General features: G+C 51.7%; 12 protein-coding genes. 6 read left to right on the forward strand and 6 right to left on the reverse strand.

From position 1 onward, the window contains the following. Positions 1-190: 190 nt before the first annotated feature. The 6 genes from hupB to bolA all read right to left on the reverse strand — a co-directional run bounded on the left by hupB (position 191) and on the right by bolA (position 7,436). Positions 191-463 (reverse strand): nucleoid-associated protein HU-beta, encoded by a 273-nt coding sequence (hupB, locus tag MUU51_RS21210; RefSeq protein ID WP_010428111.1) that lies wholly within the window; start codon positions 461-463, stop codon positions 191-193. 210 nt (positions 464-673) lie between these two features. Beyond that, a complete protein-coding gene (gene lon / locus MUU51_RS21215) occupies positions 674-3,028 on the reverse strand; it encodes an endopeptidase La (protein WP_110511665.1) in 2,355 nt (784 codons plus the stop codon). A gap of 183 nt (positions 3,029-3,211) precedes the next feature. Next, positions 3,212-4,486: an ATP-dependent protease ATP-binding subunit ClpX gene (gene clpX / locus MUU51_RS21220; RefSeq protein WP_110511664.1), complete on the reverse strand. Its 1,275-nt coding sequence runs from the start codon at positions 4,484-4,486 to the stop codon at positions 3,212-3,214. A 106-nt stretch (positions 4,487-4,592) separates the two neighbouring features. Further along, positions 4,593-5,216, reverse strand: a complete 624-nt coding sequence (gene clpP, locus MUU51_RS21225) for an ATP-dependent Clp endopeptidase proteolytic subunit ClpP (protein ID WP_110511663.1) — start codon at positions 5,214-5,216, stop codon at positions 4,593-4,595. A gap of 257 nt (positions 5,217-5,473) precedes the next feature. Continuing rightward, the gene (tig, locus tag MUU51_RS21230; RefSeq protein WP_159772657.1) at positions 5,474-6,772 is read right to left on the reverse strand and encodes a trigger factor; all 1,299 of its coding nucleotides are present in this window, start codon (positions 6,770-6,772) and stop codon (positions 5,474-5,476) included. A 346-nt stretch (positions 6,773-7,118) separates the two neighbouring features. Then, complete coding sequence (gene bolA / locus MUU51_RS21235) at positions 7,119-7,436, reverse strand: transcriptional regulator BolA (RefSeq protein WP_110511661.1); 318 nt, start codon at positions 7,434-7,436, stop codon at positions 7,119-7,121. A 306-nt stretch (positions 7,437-7,742) separates the two neighbouring features. On the opposite strand from bolA, the gene MUU51_RS21240 reads away from it, so the two are divergent. The 6 genes from MUU51_RS21240 to MUU51_RS21265 all read left to right on the forward strand — a co-directional run bounded on the left by MUU51_RS21240 (position 7,743) and on the right by MUU51_RS21265 (position 14,317). Further along, positions 7,743-8,321 carry a lipoprotein gene (locus MUU51_RS21240; RefSeq protein WP_159772654.1) on the forward strand — a complete coding sequence of 193 codons (579 nt, stop codon included), beginning with the start codon at positions 7,743-7,745 and terminating at the stop codon, positions 8,319-8,321. A 43-nt stretch (positions 8,322-8,364) separates the two neighbouring features. Next, the gene (gene ampG / locus MUU51_RS21245) at positions 8,365-9,840 is read left to right on the forward strand and encodes a muropeptide MFS transporter AmpG (RefSeq protein WP_258968629.1); all 1,476 of its coding nucleotides are present in this window, start codon (positions 8,365-8,367) and stop codon (positions 9,838-9,840) included. Between the two features lie 592 nt (positions 9,841-10,432). Beyond that, positions 10,433-11,377: a cytochrome o ubiquinol oxidase subunit II gene (gene cyoA, locus MUU51_RS21250; RefSeq protein WP_159772651.1), complete on the forward strand. Its 945-nt coding sequence runs from the start codon at positions 10,433-10,435 to the stop codon at positions 11,375-11,377. An 18-nt stretch (positions 11,378-11,395) separates the two neighbouring features. Next, entirely contained in the window at positions 11,396-13,387 is a 1,992-nt protein-coding gene (gene cyoB / locus MUU51_RS21255; RefSeq protein WP_159772648.1) for a cytochrome o ubiquinol oxidase subunit I, read from the forward strand. Continuing rightward, positions 13,377-13,991, forward strand: a complete 615-nt coding sequence (locus tag MUU51_RS21260) for a cytochrome o ubiquinol oxidase subunit III (RefSeq protein WP_110511656.1) — start codon at positions 13,377-13,379, stop codon at positions 13,989-13,991. The genes cyoB and MUU51_RS21260 overlap by 11 nt, the downstream gene beginning before the upstream one ends. Next, positions 13,991-14,317, forward strand: coding sequence for a cytochrome o ubiquinol oxidase subunit IV (locus MUU51_RS21265; protein WP_110511655.1), 327 nt, complete (start codon positions 13,991-13,993; stop codon positions 14,315-14,317). The genes MUU51_RS21260 and MUU51_RS21265 overlap by 1 nt, the downstream gene beginning before the upstream one ends. Positions 14,318-14,320 lie beyond the last annotated feature (3 nt).

Here is a 14,320-nt window from a genome sequence, read left to right on the forward strand (position 1 = left end):
AGGTGACTGTATCCTCGCACAGCATACCATGAGAGCGGCTGCACGTGAGGACGTATTTTGACAAGAAACGAGGGTTATTGTCAGCCCACAACTCGCCTAAAGTCGCATAAAGTCAGGCTGGAGAAACAAAAAAAGGCACATCTGATGATGCGCCCTTGTACTTTGTCACATTCCCTGAACGGGAAAGCGATCAGTTTACCGCGTCTTTCAGTGCTTTACCTGCACGGAAACCTGGCACTTTGGCAGCAGCAATGGTGATCTCTTTACCTGTTTGCGGGTTGCGACCAGTACGGGCAGCACGCTCTTTAACAGCAAAAGTACCAAAACCAACCAGTGCAACGTCATCCCCAGACTGCAGAGACTCGGTAACGGAAGCGATTAAAGCGTCTAACGCACGTCCAGCAGCAGCTTTAGAGATATCCGCACCTGCAGCAATTTTGTCAATCAGTTGAGATTTATTCACTATTCTCTTCCTCTCTTTATAATTTATATCGCACTGGAATCCTTCGCAATGCGACGGCGCAGCAGTTATATCAGGAGTGTCATGCCCTTACAACACCCGTTGTATATGACATACCCAACCAGCAATCTAAATTAGCTATACAAAAAAAGGCTGGCAAGTGCGAAATCACCTGACAGCCCCGTTTTTCTTAGCGCTATTTGCGCGACGTCACTATTTTACGGTCTCTACCTGCATGCCATACGGTGCATTTTGCAGTGCGAGGGCCAGAACTTCTTCAATGCGCTTAACAGGATGGATATCCAGATCGGCGATCACGTTATCAGGAATTTCTTCCAGATCGCGTTTATTTTCATCAGGAATCAGAACTGTCTTAATGCCACCACGGTGGGCTGCCAACAGTTTTTCCTTCAGACCGCCGATAGGCAGAACCTGGCCACGCAGCGTGATTTCACCGGTCATCGCAACATCGGCGCGTACCGGGTTACCGGTCAGACACGACACCAGGGCGGTACACATCGCGATACCTGCACTTGGACCGTCTTTCGGCGTAGCCCCTTCCGGAACGTGAACGTGAATGTCACGTTTTTCGTAGAAGTCGCCATTAATACCCAGCTTCTCTGCACGAGCACGCACCACAGTCAGCGCCGCCTGAATGGATTCCTGCATCACTTCACCGAGCGAGCCGGTATAGGTCAGTTTACCTTTACCTGGAACGCACGCGGTTTCGATGGTCAACAGATCGCCACCCACTTCGGTCCACGCCAGGCCAGTCACCTGACCGACACGGTTTTCGCTGTCGGCGCGGCCAAAGTCAAAGCGCTGCACGCCAAGATAGTCATGCAGGTTTTCACCATTGATATCAATGTGCTTGAGCGTTTTGTCCAGCAGCAGCTGTTTCACCGCTTTACGGCACAGTTTGGAGATTTCACGCTCCAGACTACGCACGCCCGCTTCACGGGTGTAGTAGCGAATGATGCTGACAATCGCACTGTCATCGACCGTAATTTCGCTCGGCTTCAGCGCATTTCGCTCAATCTGCTTCGACAGCAAATGACGTTTCGCGATGTTCAGCTTTTCGTCTTCGGTGTAACCGGACAGACGAATCACTTCCATACGATCCAGCAGTGGAGCCGGAATGTTCATGGAGTTAGAGGTCGCCACAAACATCACATCGCTGAGATCGTAATCGACTTCCAGATAGTGATCGTTGAACGCCACGTTCTGTTCTGGATCAAGGACTTCCAGCAGAGCTGACGCCGGATCACCGCGCATGTCGGACGACATTTTGTCGATTTCATCCAGCAGGAACAGCGGGTTTTTAACGCCCACTTTCGCCATTTTCTGGATAAGTTTACCCGGCATGGAACCGATGTAAGTCCGACGGTGACCGCGAATTTCCGCTTCGTCACGCACGCCGCCCAGCGCCATACGGATGTACTTACGTCCGGTCGCTTTCGCGATGGACTGACCCAGAGACGTTTTACCAACCCCTGGCGGTCCTACCAGACACAAAATTGGGCCTTTGAGTTTGTTCACGCGGCTCTGGACTGCGAGATACTCGAGAATGCGGTCTTTCACGCGTTCCAGGCCGTAATGGTCGGTATCGAGAACCTCCTGCGCCTGACGCAGATCCTTTTTAACTTTGCTGCGTGCGGTCCATGGAACCTGCACCATCCAGTCAATGTAGCCACGAACGACGGTCGCTTCCGCAGACATTGGCGACATCATTTTCAGCTTCTGCAGCTCAGCTTCGGCCTTCTCTTTTGCCTCTTTCGGCATTTTAGAGGCGTCAATTTTACGCTTCAGGGCTTCATTTTCGTCCGGCGCATCGTCCATCTCGCCGAGTTCTTTCTGAATGGCTTTCATTTGCTCGTTCAGATAGTACTCGCGCTGGGATTTCTCCATCTGCTTTTTGACGCGATTGCGAATACGTTTCTCAACCTGCAGCAGATCGATCTCCGACTCCATCATCGCCATCAGGTATTCCAGACGCTCGTTGATGTCGGACATTTCCAGCACGGACTGTTTGTCAGTCAGCTTCAGCGGCATGTGCGCTGCGATGGTGTCCGCCAGACGTGCAGGATCATCGATGCTGTTGAGCGACGTCAGCACTTCTGGTGGGATTTTCTTGTTGAGCTTGATATAGCCTTCGAACTGGCTAATGGCAGTGCGTACCAGCACTTCCTGCTCGCGCTCGTCGATTGCCGGAGACTCGAGGTACTCCGCTTTCGCCGAGAAATGCTCGCCGTCGTCAGACAGCGCGGAAATACGCGCACGCTGCAAGCCTTCAACCAGCACTTTGACGGTACCGTCAGGCAGCTTCAGCATCTGCAAAATAGAGGCCACGGTCCCGACGGTGAAAAGATCGTTTACACCCGGCTCATCCGTTGACGCGTCTTTCTGAGCAACCAGCATGATTTTTTTATCATGGTCCATGGCCGCTTCGAGACAACGGATAGATTTTTCCCGCCCTACAAATAAGGGAATGACCATGTGCGGATAAACCACCACATCGCGCAACGGCAATACGGGGATTTCAATGCGTTCAGAACGCTCAGGATTCATAGAGCTCTCTCTTAGTTTAATGTCCGCCAGGTAGTCAATGGCGCCACTGTGCTTCACGCCACCGTTAACATGTAATCCAGTATATGGGGATGTTTCCCACACATTCAACGGGAGGAATACAGGAAAAGTAAAAGGGGGATAAAATATCCCCCTTTTGGTTAACTGACTGAGTAATTTGGTGAATTATTCGCCAGATGCCTGCTGCGTTTCAGCGGCGCTATAAATCAGCAGCGGCTTGGTTTGACCTTCGATGACGGACTCATCGATAACCACTTTTTCGACGTCTTCCATGGAAGGCAGGTCGTACATGGTATCAAGCAGTGCCGCTTCGACGATTGAACGCAGACCACGGGCACCGGTTTTACGAGCCATCGCTTTACGAGCAATCGCATCCAGCGCTTCATCACGGAATTCCAGATCAACACCTTCAAGACCGAACAGTGCCTGATATTGCTTAGTCAGGGCATTTTTCGGTTCTTTCAGGATCTGAATCAGTGCATCTTCACTCAGCTCGTTGAGCGTCGCGACAACCGGCAGACGGCCGATGAATTCCGGGATAAGACCAAACTTGATCAGATCGCCCGGCTCTACCTGCTCCAGCAGTTCACCTTCGTTCGCTTTTTCGGATTTCGCTTTTACCGTCGCGCCAAAGCCAATACCTGAACCGGTTTCAACGCGGTTAGCGATGACTTTATCCAGACCGGCGAATGCGCCGCCACAGATAAAGAGGATCTTCGACGTATCAACTTGCAGGAATTCCTGCTGCGGATGCTTACGGCCACCCTGCGGCGGAACGGCCGCCACAGTGCCTTCGATAAGCTTCAGCAGAGCCTGCTGTACGCCTTCGCCGGACACGTCACGGGTGATCGACGGGTTATCCGATTTACGGGAAATTTTGTCGATTTCATCGATATAAACGATGCCGCGCTGCGCTTTCTGCACGTCGTAATCGCATTTCTGCAACAGTTTCTGGATGATGTTTTCAACGTCTTCACCCACGTAACCGGCTTCGGTCAGGGTGGTTGCATCAGCCATAGTAAATGGAACGTCCAGCAGGCGTGCGAGCGTTTCCGCGAGCAACGTCTTACCGGAGCCGGTTGGGCCAATCAGCAGAATGTTACTTTTGCCGAGCTCAACGCCGTTGCTGGTATCGCCGTTACGCAAACGCTTGTAGTGGTTGTATACCGCCACAGCCAGCACTTTTTTCGCACGTTCCTGACCGATAACATAATCGTCCAGGTGATGGCGGATTTCATGCGGTGTGGGCAGCGCACTACGTTCACGATGCGGGGCTACCTCTTTGATTTCTTCGCGAATGATGTCGTTACATAAATCAACGCATTCGTCGCAGATATACACGGACGGCCCGGCGATCAGCTTACGCACTTCGTGCTGGCTTTTGCCGCAAAAAGAGCAATACAACAGTTTGCCTGAACCATCTTTGCGTTTATCTGTCATGAGTCCAAACCTCTTTCTAAGTTCTTTGTGCCGCACATGACGACGCAAATGCCAGTCTTAACGGAATGCCGCCCTAAACAGTATAGCGGCACTCGACGCAGTGGCATTATTTACGATGGGTCAAAATGGAGTCGACCAGGCCGTACTCAACTGCTTCAGACGCAGCGAGGAAGCGGTCGCGCTCGGTATCGCGCTCAATCTGCTCAAGAGATTGACCCGTGTGTTGCGCCATAAGTTCATTCATGCGCGCTTTAACTTTCAGGATTTCACGGGCGTGGATTTCAATATCCGTCGCCTGGCCCTGATAGCCGCCCAGCGGCTGGTGAATCATCACGCGGGAGTTCGGCAGGCAGAAACGCTTGCCTTTCGCTCCAGCGGTCAACAAGAATGCACCCATTGAACACGCCTGCCCCATACAAATGGTGCTGACGTCTGGCTTAATGAACTGCATGGTGTCGTAGATGGACATCCCTGCAGTGATGACGCCGCCTGGGGAGTTGATGTACAGGTAAATGTCTTTTTCCGGGTTTTCCGCTTCCAGAAACAGCATCTGCGCTACGATCAGGTTCGCCATGTGGTCTTCCACCTGGCCTGTCAGAAAGATAACGCGCTCCTTGAGCAGACGGGAGTAGATATCAAAAGAACGTTCACCGCGTGAGGTCTGTTCGATGACCATTGGCACCAGGGCCATATGGGGTGCAAAGTTATCTCGTTCGCCACTGTATGACATGTCCGTCTCCTGGATAAAAAGTGAAAATACCTGCTGTACTGATTGTAACCTTGCGGACGGATCATCAGCCAGTCAATCTACTGCTTCCCCTTTTATGGGGGTGATACTGCCCTATTTCAAGCATAACAATATTTTGCTGTAACGCTAACACCGAAACAGCGTTTTGGCACGTATCGTCATCTATTACAGTGATAAAAAAAACCCGCTACCAAAGGCAACGGGTTTTTCGCTCAAACTTTAAACCGTGAAGGCGTTAATTACGCCTGCTGGTTCATCAGTTCGTTGAAAGAAGTCGCTTTTTCAGACACTTTCGCTTTGTTCAGAACGGCTTCGACAGCCTGTTCTTCCAGAGCTACATTGCGCATGTTGTCCATCAGCTCTTTGTTTTTGCTGTAGAACTCGATAACTTCTGTTGGATCTTCGTACGCAGCAGCCATCTCTTCGATCAGAACTTTAACGCGGTCTTCGTCAGCTTTCAGCTCGTGGGTACGAATCACTTCGCCCAGCAGCAGGCCAACAACAACGCGGCGTTTAGCCTGCTCTTCGAACAGCTCGCGTGGCAGCTCCATCGCTTGCTTGGCGTTGCCACCAAAGCGCTGTGCAGCCTGCTGACGCAGTACGTCAATTTCGCTGTCGATCAGGGCAGCAGGAACGTCGATGTCATTGGCGGTAACCAGACCGTCGATTGCCTGAGACTTGATACGGTTTTTAACCGCGCCTTTCAGCTCGCGTTCCATGTTTTTACGTACTTCAGCGCGCAGACCGTCTACGGAACCATCATCAACGCCGAAACGTTTGATGAATTCTGCAGTCAGTTCTGGCAGCTCACGCTCTTCAACTTTCTTCAGGTTGATAGCGAATTTCGCTGCTTTACCCTTCAGGTTTTCTGCGTGGTAATCTTCCGGGAAATTCACGTCGATAGTGAATTCTTCGCCTGCTTTGTGGCCTTTGATACCGTCTTCAAAGCCTGGGATCATACGACCCTGGCCCATTGCCAGCACGAAATCAGTGGCTTTGCCGCCTTCGAATTCTTCGCCGTCAATAGAACCGGAGAAGTCAACGGTAACGCGATCTTCATCGGCTACAGCGCCTTCTTTATCTTTCCAGGTCGCCTGCTGCTTGCGCAGAGTGTCCAGCATGCCGTCAACGTCAGCATCCGTCACTTCTACAACCGGTTTTTCAACTTCGATTGCGTCCAGACCCTGCAGTTCTACTTCTGGGTAAACTTCAAACTCAACAGAGTAAGTGAAGTCTTCACCCAGTTTGTACTCGCCCGGAACGTAAGTCGGGGAGCCTGCTGGATTGATTTTCTCTTTGATGATCGCATCAACGAAGTTGCGGCTCATCAGGTCGCCCAGCACGTCCTGGCGAACAGAGGCGCCATAACGCTGAGCAACAACATTCATCGGTACTTTCCCTTTACGGAAACCGTCGATGCGAACTTTTTTCGCTACGTTGACCAGCTCGCTATTTACAGCTTTTTCGATGCTGTCAGCAGCGATAGTAATCGTTACACGGCGGCCAAGGCCCTGAGTGGTTTCAACTGAAACTTGCATCTTGTTACCTCAAAAAAATCACAGTGCTCGGTCAACTCTGGAAGCACGTATCGATGGCTTCGCAGAACCGGGATGTTCTCTTCAATGCAGAATACAATCCCTGTTGCCAGAATCATCCCGAAGACATTCCGAAAATAAGACGCAGCATTATAGCGGCATCACTGTAGTGAGTCGAGAACGGTAATGCCGCATGGATGCGCCATTTTTCACAGTTTTGAGGTAATTTTGACCCAAAAAATGCGTTGCTCGCTCAAAATTCAAACAAAACAAAACGGCCCGCAGGCCGTTTCTCATTTAATCTGTACGCAACATACTGGAAAAGTTCCGGCAGTTGCAAATGCGAATTTTACGCGATACTGCCCGCGCCGCGACAAGGTGGTGATGCAAAGACAGTATCTTGCAACCCTTCCCACTCTTTCACGGTGTAAGTATGCAACGCCAGCGCATGCACGGTCGTGGATAATTCAGCGGTTAAAGTGCCATAAATCATGCGGTGACGGTTAAGAAAGCGTTCTCCGGCAAAGCGATCGCTGACCAGCACCACTTTAAAGTGACTTTCGGAGCCGGCCGGGACATTGTGGCGATAACTTTCGTCCACCACTTCGAGGAATAAGGGTTCAAACGCTGCCCTTAATTTTTCTTCTATCTGTTCACGTATCATCATGAATTTACTCCTCCGACAACGCTGAGATGCCGCCCTTCCCTTTAAATGTTAGCCGCTTTTACCGTTTCCATTACATCAAGACAACAAAAATTTAGCTTTCGTCTGTATTTTTCAGTCAAACGGATGAACTTTGTGCCCTCCCATAGACGAATAATCGCAAAAAAGAGTGCGAAATCGGGCTTGCGCTCAGAAAACGCTCAACACGATGAATTTACATGCGTTGCCCACTTCCCCTTGCCGTTGGCAATGTTATGATGGCGGGAATTTTTCGCCCGTTGAACAACAGTGACGCTGAGAGTCTTATTTATGTTAAAAAAAATCCTCTTCCCGTTGGTTGCGATGTTTATGCTGGCCGGTTGTGCCAAGCCGCAAACGACTATTGATGTAGCACCAAAAATCACCCTGCCTTCACAGGATCCTAGCCTGATGGGCGTAACTGTCAGCATCAACGGTGCTGACCAGCGTCCGGACCAGGCGCTGGCAAAAGTGACCCGTGATAACCAGCTTGTGACGCTGACCGCTTCCCGCGACCTGCGTTTCCTGCTGCAGGAAGTACTTGAGAAGCAGATGACCGCACGCGGTTATATGATTGGGCCGAACGGTGCCGTCGATCTGCAGATCATCGTCAACAACCTGTATGCTGACGTGTCTCAGGGCAACGTGCGCTACAACATCTCCACCAAAGCTGACATCGCCATCATCGCCACCGCGAAGAACGGTAATAAGATGAACAAAAACTATCGCGCAAGCTATCAGGTTGAAGGTGCTTTCACGGCGAACAACCAGAATATTGCTAACGCGGTTAACAGCGTGCTGACGGATACCATTGCCGATATGGCTCAGGACACCAGCGTCCACGACTTCATCAAACAGAACGCCCGTTAAGTCTTTCTGACCCGGCCCTGCGCCGGGTCAGTTATTTATGACCATGTCCAACCAATACTTACGCATTTTCCAGCAGCCCAAATCAGCGATCCTGTTGATACTCGGCTTCGCCTCCGGTTTACCTCTGGCGCTCACATCTGGCACGCTTCAGGCATGGATGACCGTCGAGAACATCGATCTTAAAACCATCGGTTTCTTCTCTCTTGTCGGCCAGGCCTACGTCTTTAAATTCCTGTGGTCGCCGATGATGGACCGCTACACGCCGCCATTTTTGGGGCGCCGTCGTGGCTGGCTGCTGACCACGCAGATCCTGCTCTTGTTCTCGATTGCGGCGATGGGTTTCCTTGAACCGACGTCACAATTGCGCTGGATGGCGGCTCTTGCGGTGGTGATCGCCTTCTGCTCGGCGTCGCAGGACATCGTTTTCGATGCATGGAAAACCGACGTTCTGTCGCCGGAAGAACGCGGCACCGGGGCAGCAATCAGCGTGCTGGGCTATCGTCTGGCGATGCTGGTATCTGGCGGACTGGCCCTGTGGCTGGCCGATCAGTGGCTCGGCTGGCAGGCCATGTACTGGCTGATGGCGGCGCTGATGATCCCGTGCATTATCGCCACGCTGGTTGCACCTGAACCAAGCGATGTCATTCCTGCGCCAAAAACCCTGGAACAGGCCGTCGCCGAACCGCTGCGTGATTTCTTTGGTCGTAACAATGCCTGGCTGATTCTGCTGCTGATTGTCCTTTATAAGCTTGGCGACGCGTTCGCGATGAGTCTGACCACCACCTTCCTTATACGAGGGGTCGGTTTTGACGCGGGCGAAGTCGGGGTGGTGAATAAAACCCTCGGGCTGTTTGCCACCATCCTCGGCGCGCTGTACGGCGGCGTGCTGATGCAGCGTTTATCCCTGTTCCGCGCTTTGCTGATTTTCGGTATTTTGCAGGGCGCTTCCAATGCCGGTTACTGGCTGTTGTCGATTACGGACAAAAGCATGTTGACCATGGGCACGGCGGTGTTCTTTGAAAACCTGTGCGGCGGGATGGGAACGGCGGCATTCGTCGCACTGTTAATGACGCTGTGCAACAAATCCTTCTCGGCGACGCAGTTCGCGCTGCTCTCTGCCCTTTCTGCGGTGGGTCGCGTGTATGTCGGCCCGATTGCAGGCTGGTTCGTCGAAGCACACGGTTGGCCCACGTTTTATCTGTTCTCCGTATTTGCCGCTATTCCAGGTATTTTGCTGCTGATGTTGTGTCGGCAAACGCTGGAATACACCTGGCGGAGCGAAAGCTTTATGCCGCGAACAGAATTCAAGGGCATCTATTCCATCGCCCTGCGGATCCTCGCCATTGGCTGCCTGATCATCGGCGTCTGGCTGCTGCTGCTTATCATGAACGCGCTTGACCTGACGGCCTTCTCGTTCCTGACAGGCCTGCTGGAAGTGGGTGCGCTGATTGCCATTTGCGGCATCGTGCTGGGCGGTATCCTCGACGCTCTGGCATTACGCAAAACCCACCTCGTCTGACCCGCAAAAACGTATACCCTAAATAATTCGAGTTTCAGGAAGGCGGCAAGTTTGGGAATCCCCAGGAGCTTACTCAAGTAAGTGACTGGGGTGAGCAGACGCGGCCAACGCGCATGCAACTTGAAGTATGACGGGTATAATTGCCGTTGTAGTTACTCTCAGTAATAATAACGGCAACAATTCATTTATTTTTCCCGATTGTTATTTTGTGCGTTATTTAATTTCGGAAATTACTGGCGCTTTTTAAGTTTCGGCATATTTCCTTAACCGATTCAGCTTTCATTCGATTATTTTTTTGTTTTTATGATGTCGTTAAGTTGATAATTAATTGTTAACTTTTTGTGTGTTTTTCACCTTGTTTATGCCTATTGCCAGAGAAACAGATCCAATTCACCTCGTTTCGTTATAAAACTCCGGCAATGCGCTATCCGCCTGGATTTTAGACACAATCAGCAACATCTGTGACAGCCCCGGCAGAACCCAGTAACACCCGAAAGACACTTCTCCAATCATGTTTACAGTAATGTAACCTTCCCGTAAAATGCCCCCACACTTTAAACGCCACCAAATCCCGTGGAATTGAGGTCGTTACATGAGACTCAGGAAATACAATAAAAGCTTGGGATGGTTGTCATTAATCGCCAGCACTGTTTTACTCAGTGGTTGTGATTCTGCGCTACTTGACCCCAAAGGACAGATTGGACTGGAGCAACGTTCGCTGATACTGACGGCATTTGGCCTGATGTTAATCGTCGTCATTCCCGCCGTCTTGATGGCCGTTGGTTTCGCCTGGAAATACCGTGCGAGCAACAAAGATGCGAAGTATAGCCCTAACTGGTCACACTCCAATAAAGTGGAAGCTGTGGTCTGGACGGTGCCTATCCTTATCATCCTGTTCCTCTCCGTGTTGACCTGGAAAACCACTCACGCGCTTGAGCCTAGCAAACCGCTGGCCCATGCCGAGAAGCCAATCACTATCGAAGTGATTTCCATGGACTGGAAATGGTTCTTCATTTACCCGGAGCAGGGCATTGCGACCGTTAACGAAATCGCTTTCCCGGCGAACGTTCCGGTTCAGTTCAAAGTCACCTCCAATTCCGTGATGAACTCGTTCTTTATCCCGCGTCTGGGCAGCCAGATTTATGCGATGGCCGGTATGCAGACAAACCTGCATCTGATTGCAAACGTTGCGGGCACCTACGACGGTATCTCCGCCAGCTACAGTGGCAAGGGCTTCTCTGGTATGAAGTTCAACGCTACTGCAACACCTGATCGCGCTACGTTCGACCAGTGGGTCGCGAAGGTGAAACAGTCTCAGAGCACCATGAACGATATGGACGCTTATGAAAAACTGGCAGCGCCGAGCGAGTACAACAAGGTGGAATACTTCTCCAGCGTGAAACCTGATTTGTTCAAAGACGTTATCAACAAATACATGGGTCACGGTCACATGGACATGAGCCAACCTGCCGGTGAGCATGCCTCACACGAAGGGATGGAAGGCATGGACATGAGTCACGCGGAAACCGCTCATTAAGGGGCCGAGGAAGAAACGATGTTCGGAAAATTGACACTGGATGCAGTGCCCTACCACGAACCCATTATCGTGGTTACGGTGGCTGCAATTATCATCGGTGGTGCGGCCTTACTGGGCCTGATCACTTACTTCGGTAAGTGGACCTACCTGTGGAAAGAGTGGCTGACTTCGGTCGACCACAAAAAACTGGGCGTGATGTACTGCGTCGTCGGTATCGTGATGCTGATTCGTGGCTTCGCGGATGCCATCATGATGCGTAGCCAGCAGGTTCTGGCCTCGGCAGGTGAAGCGGGCTTCTTACCACCTCACCACTACGATCAGATCTTTACCGCCCACGGCGTTATCATGATCTTCTTCGTTGCGATGCCGCTGGTTATCGGCCTGATGAACGTGGTTGTTCCTCTGCAGATCGGCGCACGCGACGTTGCGTTCCCGTTCCTGAATAACCTCAGCTTCTGGTTCACGGTTGTCGGTGTGATTCTGGTTAACCTGTCTCTCGGTGTGGGTGAATTCGCACAGACCGGCTGGCTGGCCTATCCGCCGCTGTCAGGTATTGAGTACAGTCCCGGCGTCGGGGTCGATTACTGGATTTGGGCGCTTCAGCTCTCCGGTATTGGTACTACGCTGACCGGTATCAACTTCTTCGTGACCATTATCAAGATGCGTGCGCCTGGCATGACCATGTTCAAGATGCCGGTATTTACCTGGGCCTCTCTGTGCGCAAACGTCCTGATTATTGCATCATTCCCGATCCTGACCGTCACCATCGCCTTGCTGACCCTCGACCGCTATCTGGGTACCCATTTCTTCACTAACGAAATGGGCGGCAACATGATGATGTACATCAACCTGATCTGGGCATGGGGCCATCCGGAAGTGTACATTCTGGTACTGCCAGTCTTCGGTGTGTTCTCCGAAGTGGTCGCAACCTTCTCGCGTAAGCGTCTGTTTGGTTACACCTCTCTGGTGTGGGCAACCGTGTGTATTACCGTTCTGTCGTTCATTGTTTGGCTGCACCACTTCTTCACCATGGGTGCTGGCGCGAACGTAAACGCCTTCTTCGGTATTGCCACCATGATTATCGCCATCCCTACCGGGGTTAAGATCTTCAACTGGCTGTTCACCATGTACCAGGGTCGTATCGTGTTCCACTCCGCAATGCTGTGGACTATCGGCTTTATCGTGACTTTCTCGGTCGGCGGTATGACCGGTGTTCTGCTGGCGGTGCCGGGCGCGGACTTCGTTCTGCATAACAGCCTGTTCCTTATTGCCCACTTCCATAACGTGATTATCGGTGGTGTGGTGTTCGGTTGCTTCGCAGGGATCACTTACTGGTGGCCGAAAGCGTTCGGTTTCACTCTGAATGAAACCTGGGGCAAGCGCGCATTCTGGTTCTGGATCATCGGTTTCTTCGTGGCATTTATGCCGCTGTACGTGCTGGGCTTCATGGGTATGACCCGTCGCCTGAGCCAGCAGATTGACCCACAGTTCCACCCAATGCTGGTTGTTGCAGCCTGCGGTGCGGCACTGATTGCCTGCGGTATCGCATGCCAGCTGATTCAGTACTACGTGTCTATTCGCGACCGCGAGCAGAACCGTGACTGGACCGGTGACCCATGGGGCGGCCGTACGCTGGAGTGGTCAACTTCCTCTCCTGCACCTTTCTATAACTTTGCACACGTACCGCATATTCATGAGCGTGACGCGTTCTGGGAAATGAAAGAGAAAGGCGAAGCGTATAAGAAACCAGCGGGCTATGAAGAGATTCATATGCCGAAAAACAGCGGTGCAGGCATTGTGATTGCTGCCTTCGCAACGGTGTTTGGCTTTGCCATGATCTGGCATATCTGGTGGATGGCGATCGTTGGCTTCCTCGGCATCATCATCACCTGGATTGTAAAAAGCTTCGACGAGGACGTGGATTACTACGTGCCTGTGGCAGAAATCGAAACACTGGAAAACCAGCATTTCGATGAGATCTCTAAGGCAGGGCTGAAAAATGTCAACTGATACTCTGACTAACGCGCATGCCCACGCGCACGAACATGGGCATCATGATGCAGGACCGATGAAAGTCTTCGGTTTCTGGATCTACCTGATGAGCGACTGCGTTCTGTTCTCTATTCTGTTCGCAACCTATGCGGTGTTGGTTAACAACACCGCCGGTGGCCCGGCAGGTAAAGACATTTTCGAGCTGCCGTTCGTGCTGGTTGAAACTGCCCTGCTGTTGTTCAGCTCCATTACTTATGGCATGGCGGCTATCGCCATGTATAAGAACAACAAAAGCCAGGTTGTTTCCTGGCTGGCGCTGACCTGGCTGTTCGGTGCAGGGTTCATCGCGATGGAAATATATGAATTCCATCACCTGATCATGGAAGGTATGGGCCCGGATCGTAGTGGCTTCCTGTCAGCGTTCTTCGCGCTGGTTGGCACCCACGGTCTGCACGTGACCTCCGGTCTTATCTGGATGGCAGTTCTGATGTTCCAGATTAACCGTCGCGGCCTGACCCCGACCAACCGTACCCGTATCCTGTGCCTGAGCTTGTTCTGGCACTTCCTGGACGTAGTCTGGATCTGCGTGTTCTCTGTAGTCTATCTGATGGGGGCGATGTAATGAGTCATTCAACCGATCATGGCGCTTCCCACGGAAGCGTAAAAACCTACATGACAGGATTTATCCTGTCGATCATCCTGACGCTAATCCCGTTCTGGATGGTGATGAACGGCACCGCATCTCACGCAGTCCTGATTGGCTGCGTACTGGTGGCTGCGGTAGTACAGATTCTGGTGCATCTGGTGTGCTTCCTGCACATGAATTCCAAGTCTGATGAGGGCTGGAATCTGACGGCATTCATCTTTACTGTACTAATCATTGCGATTGTAGTGATAGGTTCAATCTGGATCATGTGGAACCTTAACTACAACATGATGGTTCGATAAGAG

It is taken from the genome of Scandinavium manionii (assembly GCF_024764775.1).
GTDB lineage: Bacteria > Pseudomonadota > Gammaproteobacteria > Enterobacterales > Enterobacteriaceae > Scandinavium > Scandinavium manionii.

Coding starts and splice junctions, on each gene's coding strand:
- lon (WP_110511665.1), bottom strand. CDS start 3,028: ATGAATCCTGAGCGTTCTGAACGCATTGAAATCCCCGTATTGCCGTTG.
- clpX (WP_110511664.1), bottom strand. CDS start 4,486: ATGACAGATAAACGCAAAGATGGTTCAGGCAAACTGTTGTATTGCTCT.
- clpP (WP_110511663.1), bottom strand. CDS start 5,216: ATGTCATACAGTGGCGAACGAGATAACTTTGCACCCCATATGGCCCTG.
- tig (WP_159772657.1), bottom strand. CDS start 6,772: ATGCAAGTTTCAGTTGAAACCACTCAGGGCCTTGGCCGCCGTGTAACG.
- bolA (WP_110511661.1), bottom strand. CDS start 7,436: ATGATGATACGTGAACAGATAGAAGAAAAATTAAGGGCAGCGTTTGAA.
- MUU51_RS21240 (WP_159772654.1), top strand. CDS start 7,743: ATGTTAAAAAAAATCCTCTTCCCGTTGGTTGCGATGTTTATGCTGGCC.
- ampG (WP_258968629.1), top strand. CDS start 8,365: ATGTCCAACCAATACTTACGCATTTTCCAGCAGCCCAAATCAGCGATC.
- cyoA (WP_159772651.1), top strand. CDS start 10,433: ATGAGACTCAGGAAATACAATAAAAGCTTGGGATGGTTGTCATTAATC.
- cyoB (WP_159772648.1), top strand. CDS start 11,396: ATGTTCGGAAAATTGACACTGGATGCAGTGCCCTACCACGAACCCATT.
- MUU51_RS21260 (WP_110511656.1), top strand. CDS start 13,377: ATGTCAACTGATACTCTGACTAACGCGCATGCCCACGCGCACGAACAT.
- MUU51_RS21265 (WP_110511655.1), top strand. CDS start 13,991: ATGAGTCATTCAACCGATCATGGCGCTTCCCACGGAAGCGTAAAAACC.